Here is an 8,459-nt window from a genome sequence, read left to right on the forward strand (position 1 = left end):
ACACAGCTCCGCCCCCCTCCCTCGCGCTCCGGGCCTCCCTGCCGGACTGGCTCGCCGCCCACTTCACCCGGGAGCTCGGGCCCGAGGCCGACGACTTCTGCGCCCACCTGAACGTCCCGGGCCCCATCACCCTCCGGGCCAACGTCCTGCGCACCTCCCGGGAGGCCCTCGCCGAGCGGCTTCGCTCCGAGGGCGTCGAGACGCGCCCCGGCCCCTGGAGCCCGCTGGCGCTCCATGTCGAAGGGCCCCGGCCCAACCTCTACGGGCTCCGCGCCCTCCAGGAGGGCCTGTTCGAGGTCCAGGACGAGGGCAGCCAGCTCCTGGGGCTCCTCGTGGGCGCCCAGCCTGGAGAGACGGTGCTGGACCTCTGTGCCGGCGCGGGCGGGAAGACGCTCCAACTGGGCGCGGACATGAAGGACTCGGGGCGGCTCCTGGCCTATGACCCGGACCCCGAGCGGCTCGACCGGCTCCTCCAGCGCTCCGCCCGCGCGCACCTCACCCGGGTCCAGGTGCTCCGGAGCCTCCCCGAGCACCTCGACGCGGACCGGGTGCTCGTGGACGCCCCGTGCTCGGAGCTGGGCTCCCTGCGCCGGGGCCCCGACCAGCGCTTCCGCATCCAGCCCGAGGTGCTCACCCGGTTCCCGGCGCTCCAGCAGGACATCCTCCAGCGCGGGGCCCGCCTGGTGCGCCCCGGCGGGCGGCTCGTCTACGCCACCTGCACCGTCAACCGCGCGGAGAACGAGGACGTCGTCGCCGCCTTCCTGGCGTCTCGCCCGGACTTCCACCTCGTGCGGCCCGGGGCGGGGTGGCTCCCCGACGCGTGCCTCCGCGACGGGTTCCTCTTCGTCGCGCCGCACCGGCATGGCACGGACGCCTTCTTCGCGGCCGTCCTGGAGCGCTCGGCAGGGTAGGGGCGGGGACGCCAGGCGGTCGCAGTGTCCGTGTCCCGACGGACGGGGGAACTCAACGCTTCGCCCGTCCGGGCCGCGAATCACCGTGCCGCCCGAGCCCCGGGTGCTATGAAGCGCACCGTGCGCTGGCTCAAGCCCCTTCCGCTCCGTCCTCGCGACGCCGTGCATGTCGTCGCCCCCTCCGGGCCCTTCGACCGTCCCAGCTTCGAGGCCGGACTGGCCGTCATCGCCGAGCGCTACAGCCCCCTCCACGGCCCCGACCTCTTCTCCGCCCACCGCTACCTCGCCGGTGACGACGCGCGCCGGGGCGGCGAGCTGTCGCGCGCCCTGCTGGACCGGGACGCCCGCGCCATCTTCAGCGCTCGCGGCGGCTACGGCAGCGCCCGGCTCCTGCCGGACCTCCCCTTCGCGGACGCCTCGCACGCGGCCTTCGTCGGCTTCTCCGACCTCACCTCCGTGCACGGGGCGCTCCAGGCGCTGGGGCGCGTCTCCTTCCACGGGCCCGTCCTCACGCAGCTCGGCCGGCAGCCTCCCGCGGTGCGCGAGTACCTGTTCCGCCTCCTCGAGTCCCCCGAGGCGCCGCCCCCGCTGACGGGCTCGGCCACCTACGTGCCCGGCATGGCGGAGGGGCACCTCGTGGGGGGCAACCTGTCCGTGCTGTCGCGCCTCATCGGCACCTCGTACCTGCCGCCGCTCGACGGCGCGGTGCTGCTGCTGGAGGATGTCACCGAGCGCCCGTACCGCCTTGACCGCATGTGGACCCACCTGCGCCTGGCGGGCGTCTTCTCCCGCGTGCGCGGCATCGTCCTGGGCGACTTCACGGGCTGCGAGGAGAAGGGCGCGGACTACTCCAGCGCCGACGTGCTCCGTGAGCTCGCGCGCGAGGCGGGTCTTCCCTGCGCCGCGGGCTTCCCCATTGGCCACGGTGACCTCAACTACCCCGTGGCGCTCGGCACCCAGGTCCGCCTGGACGCGGACGCCGCGTGCCTCACCTTCCTCGAAGGAGCCGTGCGCGCATGAGTGGCGGTACCCACCCCATCGCGATTCTGCAGAAGGTCCTCGATGACGCCTGTGCCCTGGGCGTCTTCCCCTCGGCCCAGGCCGTCGTCCTGCACCGGGGCGTCCAGGTGTTCGGCGGCGTCGCGGGCAACGTCTCCGGCGACACGCGCTTCGACCTGGCGTCGCTCACCAAGGTCATCAGCACCACCTCGCTCTTCCTCCGCCTCTGGACGGAAGGGAAGGTGGGCCCGGAGACGCTGGTCTCCCGCTACTTCCCGGGCACGCCCGTGGGCGACGCGGGCGTCACCGTGGCGGACCTGCTCTACCACCGCTCCGGCCTGCCGCCCTTCGTGCCCTTCTTCGCGCAGGCGCTCACCGCGCACCCCGAGCTGCTGGACGCGGACTGTCCCTCCGCCCTGCGCGCCCGCGTCCGTGACGAGGTCATCCAGGCCGCCGCCGCCACGCCGCTCGCCGCCGAGCCCAGGACGCGCGCCGCCTACAGCGACGTGGGCTTCATCCTCCTGGGCGAAATCCTCTCGCGGGCCGCGGACGCTCCGCTGGACACGCTCTTCTCCCGCCACGTCGCCGAGCCGCTGGGCCTCGGCGCCCGCTTCCACCGCCTCACCGACTTCCCCGCGGACGCCATGCCCGCGCCCACCGGCGCCACCCGCCCGCGCGAGCCCGCTCCGGGACAGGAGACGCTGTGGAAGGACGTGCCCACCCAGCCCACGCGCCCAGGCGAGGTGGATGACGACAACGCCTGGGTGATGGACGGCGTCGCCGGCCACGCGGGCCTCTTCGGCACCGCCGTGGACGTGGCCCGCTTCGGCCAGGCCGTGCTGGACGGCTGCGCGGGCGGGGCCATCATCGCGCCGGGGCCGCTGTGGCACCGCGCGCTGGCCACGGACCCGAAGGTGCAGGCCAGCACCCGCTCCATGGGCTTCGACTCGCCCTCCGAGGGCGTGTCCAGCGCCGGGCACTACATCGGCGACACCCCGCCGGGCGCGGTGGGGCACCTGGGCTTCACCGGCACCAGCCTCTGGGTGGACCTGCGCCGCTCGCTGGTGGTGGCGCTGGTGACGAACCGCGTGGCCCACGGCCGCCAGGAAACGCGCATCCGGGATTTTCGACCGCTCTTCCATGACTTCGTCGTGGAGGCGCTCGAGCTCACTGAAACGAAGCAGGGACACCATGGCTGACGACAACGGAAACGTCCTCGACACCCTCGAACCTGGCAGCGTGCGCCGCATCCACCTGGTGGGCGTGGCGGGCACGGGCATGGGCTCCTTCGCCGGCATGCTCAAGGCCGCCGGCTACGACGTCACCGGCAGCGACGAGAATGTCTACCCGCCCATGAGCGACATGCTCCGGACGTGGGGCATCCCCGCCTCCACGCCGTACCGTCCGGAGAACCTGGACGCGGCGAAGCCGGACCTCGTCATCATCGGCAACGTCATCCGCCGGGTGAACCCCGAGGCCACCGCCGTGCGCGAGCGCGGCCTGAAGCAGATGAGCTTCCCCGCCGCGCTGGGCTCGCTCTTCCTGGACCGCGCGCACTCCGTCGTCGTGGCCGGCACGCACGGGAAGACGACGACGTCCTCGCTCATGGCCCACGTGCTGGTGGCGGCGGGCAAGGACCCGTCCTTCCTCGTGGGCGGCGTCACGCAGAACTACGCGGGCAACTACCGCGTGGGGAAGGGGCCGCACTTCGTCGTCGAGGGCGACGAGTACGACACCGCGTACTGGGACAAGGGCTCCAAGTTCCTCCACTACCGGCCGCGCACCGCCATCCTCACCAGCGTGGAGTTCGACCACGCGGACATCTTCCGAGACTTGCCGCACTACGAGGCGACCTTCGAGAAGTTCGTCCGGCTCATCCCCCAGGACGGGCAGCTCGTCGTCTGCGCCGCCTACCCCAACGCGGTGAAGCTGGCGCGCGAGGGCTGCCCGGGGCGCGTGGTGACGTACGTCGCGAAGGAGGGCGCGGACGCGGACTACACGCCGCGCGGCCTGTCCTTCGGCCCGGACGGCGCCCGCTTCGACGTGGTGGCGCGCGGCGAGGTGCAGGGCACGGTGCGGCTCCCCATGGGCGGCGCGCACAACGTGGAGAACGCGCTGGCCGTCATCGCCGCGGCGCAGGGCCTGGGGCTCACCTTCGACGAAGTCGCCCAGGGGCTGGCCACCTTCAGCGGCGTGAAGCGCCGGCAGGAGCTTCGCGGTGAGCCGGACGGCGTCATGGTGATTGACGACTTCGCGCACCACCCGACGGCGGTGCGGGAGACCATCGCCGCCGTCCACCACCGCTACCCGGAGCGGCGGCTGTGGGCCGTCTTCGAGCCGCGCTCCAACACCAGCCGGCGCAACATCCACCAGGAGGACTACGCCCACGCCTTCACCGGCGCGGCCCGCGCCAGCCTCAAGGTGCCCGAGCGCCACGACAAGGTGCCCGTGGGCGAGGAGCTGGACGTGCGCAAGCTCGTCACCGACCTGCAGGCCCAGGGCATCCCCGCCGAGGGCGCCACGGACGTGCAGGCCCTGGTGGACCTGGTCGCCCGCGAGGCCCGCCCCGGCGACGTGCTGCTGGTGATGAGCAACGGGGCCTTCGGTGGTTTCATCGACAAGGTGCTCGCGGCCCTCTCGGCCCGGGCGCGGAAGGGAGCCTGACATGCCGCGCCTGCCATTCGCCGTCGTCGTGGGAGCGCTCGCGCTGTCCGGCTGCGCGAGCCGCCCCGCCATGCCGCCTCCCGTGCCGGAGGGGCAGGGGGCCTCGCAGCCGCTGGCCTTCCAGGTGAAGCGCTACCCCGGCGGCGAGCCGTATGACATCGCCTCGGACCGGGGCAGCGTGGTGGTGCTCGACGTGTGGGCCACCTGGTGTGAGCCCTGCAAGGACGCGCTGCCCTACTACCAGGACCTCGCGAACGAGTACGCGCCCCAGGGCCTGAAGGTCTACGCGCTCAACATCGACGAGGACCCGCGCGCCATCCCCACCTTCCTGGCGGAGACGCAGGTGACGCTGCCCATCCTCCTGGACCAGAACGCCCAGGTGGCCGAGCGCACCCTCAAGGTGCGGGGCATGCCCACCACGTATTTCATCGACCGCAAGGGCGTGGTGCGCCACGTTCATGAAGGCTTCGCCGAGGAGTTCCTCGCGAAGTACCAGACAGAGCTCGAGGCGCTGCTCGCCGAGCCCACCCCGTAGAGGAGTGCGCGTCATGTCCCAGGACTCGCCCGACAGCCTGCGCCGCACCGCCGAGGAGGGCGCCCGGCTCGCCGGCCGCATCCTCGCGGACCGGTTCCTGGACGAGCGCACCATCGAGTTCAAGGGGGGCATCGACCTGGTGACGGACGCGGACAAGGCCTCCGAGGAGGCGCTGCTGGCCTTCATTCGCGAGCGCCACCCCGACCACGCCATCCTCGCGGAGGAGAGCGGCGCCACGCAGGGCACCGACAGCCTGCGCTGGCTGGTGGACCCGCTGGACGGCACCACCAACTACTCGCACCGCGTGCCGCACTTCTGCGTCAGCGTGGCGGTGGAGGGCCCCGGCGGCGTGCTGGCCGGCGTCGTCTATGACCCGATGCTGGACGAGCTGTTCTCCGCCGCGCGCGGGCAGGGCGCCACGCTCAACGGCCGTCCGCTGCGCGCCAGCACCGTGGCCTCGCTCAACCGGGCGCTGCTCTGCACGGGCTTCCCCTACGACGTGCGCGAGCGCCCGGAGGGGCCCGTGGGCCTCTTCAGCCGACTCATCCTCCACGCGCAGGGCATGCGCCGCACGGGCAGCGCCGCCCTGGACCTGGCCTACGTGGCCGCGGGCCGCTTCGACGGCTTCTTCGAGTTCGGCTTGAAGCCCTGGGACATCGCCGCGGGCTCGCTGCTGGTGGAGGAGGCGGGCGGCGTCATCCGCCACATCTCCGGCGAGCCCTTCGACGTGCTGCGCGGTGACGTGCTGGCCTCCGCGCCCGCGCTGGCCCCGGCGCTGCTGTCCGAGGCGAAGCGCTTCGTGGACGGGCTGCGCGAACAGCCTCCGCGCGGCTGAGGCCCCAGGCGGGCTAGAAGAAGCTCTCCGGCACGAAGACGATGTCGCCGGGCTGGAGCATGAAGTTCTTCTCCCGCCCCACGCCGATGTCCTCCACGGGCACGCGAATCTTGCGCTCCTGCCCGTCCACCACGCGCGTCACCAGCGTGTTGTTCTTCGCCGCCAGCTTGGTGAAGCCGCCGGCCAGCGTAATCGCCTGGACGATGGACATCTCGTTGTCCACGGGGAAGGTGCCCGGCTTCTGCACCTCGCCGAAGACGAACACCTTCTGCGAGTTGTACTCGCGGATGAGCACCGACACCTGCGGACGGCGCACGTAGCGCGCCAGGCAGTCGCGCAGCTGGTCCGCCGCGGAGCTGGGCGTCGTCCCCGACAGCGGCACCTTGCCGCACAGCGGGTAGTCGATGGTGCCCTCGCCGGACAGCCGCCAGGTGCCGGAGTGCTCGGGCTCCTGGAAGACGCGCACCTCCACCACGTCCCCGGGGCCCAGCCTGCCGCCCGTGGCGCGCGCGGCTTCGGCCTCCGCCGCGGGCGTCGGGGCGGGCGGCGGCGGACGCTGTGACGTGCCGAAGCAGGCGGACAGCGTCAGCAGGGGCAGCACGGTGAGGGCGGCGCGGAAGCTGTTCATCTCCAGGAGGGACAGACGCTCGCTCAGTACGCCACGGAGAGGCGAGCGTACCCCTCGTGCCGCGAGTAGTTGAGGCCGCCGCCATCCACCGAGGAGGAGCGGCTGCCCAGCATGTAGCCGGCCGCGCCCGTCAGCCAGGGGTAGAACTGGTACTCCGGGCCGATATTCACCCCGACGACGGTGTCCTTCCGGCCGCCGGCGAAGCGCAGGAAGTCCACCGCGAGCCCACCGGCCACCGTCAGCTTGCCGCCGAAGAGGGCGCGCACCTCGCCGTAGCCCCGGTTGTCCGTGAAGACGCCGTAGGCGGCCACGGGCTCCAGGGCGCGCAGGTAGCCCGCCTTGAAGCTCAGGGTGGGGCTGTAGAGGTAGGTGCCCTCCAACTGCCCCAGGAAGGTGCCACCGCCGGTGCTGCCGAAGTTCTGGCCCCAGCCCGCCTTGGCCGTGACGGCCACCTTGGGGGACACGAGGCCCGCCACGCCGCCCAGGACGCGCAGCAGGGAGGCCGCCGGCGTGCCGTCGTTGAAGTAGCTGCGCACGTCCAGGTTCGTGTCCAGCACCACCGCCGTCTTCGGCAGGAAGCGCCAGCGGCCCTCCGCGCCCACGCGCAGGTTGCCGTAGTCGAAGCGCTCCACGGCGGCCGGGTCGCAGACGCTTTCGGTGCAGCCAATGGGGCTCACCGAGCTCAGCGGCTGGAAGAACTCCACCGCGTAGGCCACGCTGGGCGTCAGCTCCACCGCGCCGCCGCCGGGGCGCCACGGGGCCTTCACGCGCGCTTCATTGAAGAGGCTGAGCACGCCCACGCCCACGGCCGCGGTGCGCGTGCGGTCCGAGCGCGCGAACTGGTTCGACACCTCCAGCGACAGCGGGGCGTCCGGGTTGAAGTGCGCGTTGAGGTCCGCCGCGCCCTCCATGCGCGAGGCCGCGCTGGAGTTCTTCGTCACCAGGCCCGTGTACATCACGTAGTCCAGGTTGGCGCCCAGGTTGAACGCCAGGTTGGACGACGGAATCTCCAGCCGGAAGCCAGGGCGGAAGCGCAGCGCCACGTCGCTCGCCAGGTTGGCCGACACCGGGTCGCTGTTGGGCTCCGAGCTGCCGGTGGGCGAGAAGTAGCCCACGCCGCTGTCCAGCCGCGTCTCCAGGTCGAAGTAGGGGTGCAGCCGCCCGTTGCCCACCTTGAAGCCGTTGCCCCCGGTGGGAGGCGCCGCGATGCCCTGGGCGGAGGCCGTGCCGCCCAGCGCGAGCAGCGCCAGCGCCCCCAGTCCTCCCCAGAATGTCGCGGGTTGCTTCATGGCTCAGGAGGGCTTCCCAGGTGTGAGGCGCAGCTCCTCCCACCTTTCGTGCTTGCGGCCGGCGGCGTCATAACATGCGAGTCAGGCCGGACCGAACGTTTGTTGGCGGTGCTACCGGACGGGGCTGGCGGGCGGTGGGCGCACCAGGACGATGTCGGGCGTGAGGGGACGGCTGGGGTCTCCTCCGGGGAGGTTGTTGGGCTCCTCCACCTCCACGAAGAGGTTCTCATCGGTGCGGAAGGCGAGCTGGCCGATGCACTCCTCGGCCTCCGAGCGGAGCTGTCCCACCTTCTGCTGGGCGATCATCACCTTGGTGAATTCGTGCTCGCTGGACGAGGCCTCCTGGCGGGACACCGCCTCCTGGAGGGACACGTCCGCCTGCTCGGAGATGCGCAGCAGGCCCTTGATTTGGGTGAGCTTCTCGTTGGCGCAGTTGAGCTTCACCACGTCCTTGGTGCGCCGGGCCTCCTCCACCTTCCCCAACACCGAGCGCAGCACCTCGCGCATGCCGCCCAGGGCCTGCGTGCTGCGCGCCAGCTTCGCCGAGTCCGGCACGTCGCGGGCCTTCTCCAGCGCCGCGGTGGCGGCGGGAGGGGCG

Annotated in this window: 9 protein-coding genes; 6 read left to right on the forward strand and 3 right to left on the reverse strand. The window is 72.4% G+C overall.

Annotation, left to right across the window (positions count from 1 at the left end; all coding sequences use genetic code 11):
* From G4D87_RS28535 to G4D87_RS28560, 6 genes are all read left to right on the forward strand, one after another.
* Nucleotides 1–911, forward strand: a 911-nt coding sequence (locus G4D87_RS28535; protein WP_163785868.1) for an RsmB/NOP family class I SAM-dependent RNA methyltransferase, incomplete at its 5' end; no start/stop codon positions are given.
* Nucleotides 912–1,019: 108 nt separating this feature from the next.
* Entirely contained in the window at nucleotides 1,020–1,931 is a 912-nt protein-coding gene (locus G4D87_RS28540; protein WP_163785869.1) for a S66 peptidase family protein, read from the forward strand.
* Nucleotides 1,928–3,109, forward strand: a complete 1,182-nt coding sequence (locus G4D87_RS28545) for a serine hydrolase domain-containing protein (RefSeq protein WP_163785870.1) — start codon at nucleotides 1,928–1,930, stop codon at nucleotides 3,107–3,109. Before G4D87_RS28540 ends, G4D87_RS28545 begins: the two co-directional genes overlap by 4 nt.
* On the forward strand, nucleotides 3,102–4,574 hold the full coding sequence (gene mpl, locus G4D87_RS28550; RefSeq protein ID WP_163785871.1) for a UDP-N-acetylmuramate:L-alanyl-gamma-D-glutamyl-meso-diaminopimelate ligase: 1,473 nt from the start codon (nucleotides 3,102–3,104) through the stop codon (nucleotides 4,572–4,574). The genes G4D87_RS28545 and mpl overlap by 8 nt, the downstream gene beginning before the upstream one ends.
* Before the next feature lies 1 nt (nucleotide 4,575).
* Nucleotides 4,576–5,109 (forward strand): TlpA family protein disulfide reductase, encoded by a 534-nt coding sequence (locus tag G4D87_RS28555; protein WP_163785872.1) that lies wholly within the window; start codon nucleotides 4,576–4,578, stop codon nucleotides 5,107–5,109.
* Between the two features lie 13 nt (nucleotides 5,110–5,122).
* Nucleotides 5,123–5,944 (forward strand): inositol monophosphatase family protein, encoded by an 822-nt coding sequence (locus G4D87_RS28560; RefSeq protein WP_163785873.1) that lies wholly within the window; start codon nucleotides 5,123–5,125, stop codon nucleotides 5,942–5,944.
* A gap of 13 nt (nucleotides 5,945–5,957) precedes the next feature.
* Here G4D87_RS28560 and G4D87_RS28565 read toward each other — a convergent pair whose 3' ends face one another.
* The 3 genes from G4D87_RS28565 to G4D87_RS28575 form a co-directional block, all read right to left on the reverse strand.
* Complete coding sequence (locus tag G4D87_RS28565; protein ID WP_163785874.1) at nucleotides 5,958–6,572, reverse strand: polysaccharide biosynthesis/export family protein; 615 nt, start codon at nucleotides 6,570–6,572, stop codon at nucleotides 5,958–5,960.
* A 23-nt stretch (nucleotides 6,573–6,595) separates the two neighbouring features.
* Entirely contained in the window at nucleotides 6,596–7,861 is a 1,266-nt protein-coding gene (locus tag G4D87_RS28570) for a hypothetical protein (RefSeq protein WP_163785875.1), read from the reverse strand.
* Nucleotides 7,862–7,972: 111 nt separating this feature from the next.
* A partial coding sequence (locus G4D87_RS28575) for a hypothetical protein (RefSeq protein WP_163785876.1) occupies nucleotides 7,973–8,459 on the reverse strand: 487 nt, incomplete at its 5' end.

The sequence above is a fragment of the Myxococcus vastator genome, from assembly GCF_010894475.1.
GTDB lineage: Bacteria > Myxococcota > Myxococcia > Myxococcales > Myxococcaceae > Myxococcus > Myxococcus vastator.

Coding starts and splice junctions, on each gene's coding strand:
- G4D87_RS28540 (WP_163785869.1), top strand. CDS start 1,020: ATGAAGCGCACCGTGCGCTGGCTCAAGCCCCTTCCGCTCCGTCCTCGC.
- G4D87_RS28545 (WP_163785870.1), top strand. CDS start 1,928: ATGAGTGGCGGTACCCACCCCATCGCGATTCTGCAGAAGGTCCTCGAT.
- mpl (WP_163785871.1), top strand. CDS start 3,102: ATGGCTGACGACAACGGAAACGTCCTCGACACCCTCGAACCTGGCAGC.
- G4D87_RS28555 (WP_163785872.1), top strand. CDS start 4,576: ATGCCGCGCCTGCCATTCGCCGTCGTCGTGGGAGCGCTCGCGCTGTCC.
- G4D87_RS28560 (WP_163785873.1), top strand. CDS start 5,123: ATGTCCCAGGACTCGCCCGACAGCCTGCGCCGCACCGCCGAGGAGGGC.
- G4D87_RS28565 (WP_163785874.1), bottom strand. CDS start 6,572: ATGAACAGCTTCCGCGCCGCCCTCACCGTGCTGCCCCTGCTGACGCTG.
- G4D87_RS28570 (WP_163785875.1), bottom strand. CDS start 7,861: ATGAAGCAACCCGCGACATTCTGGGGAGGACTGGGGGCGCTGGCGCTG.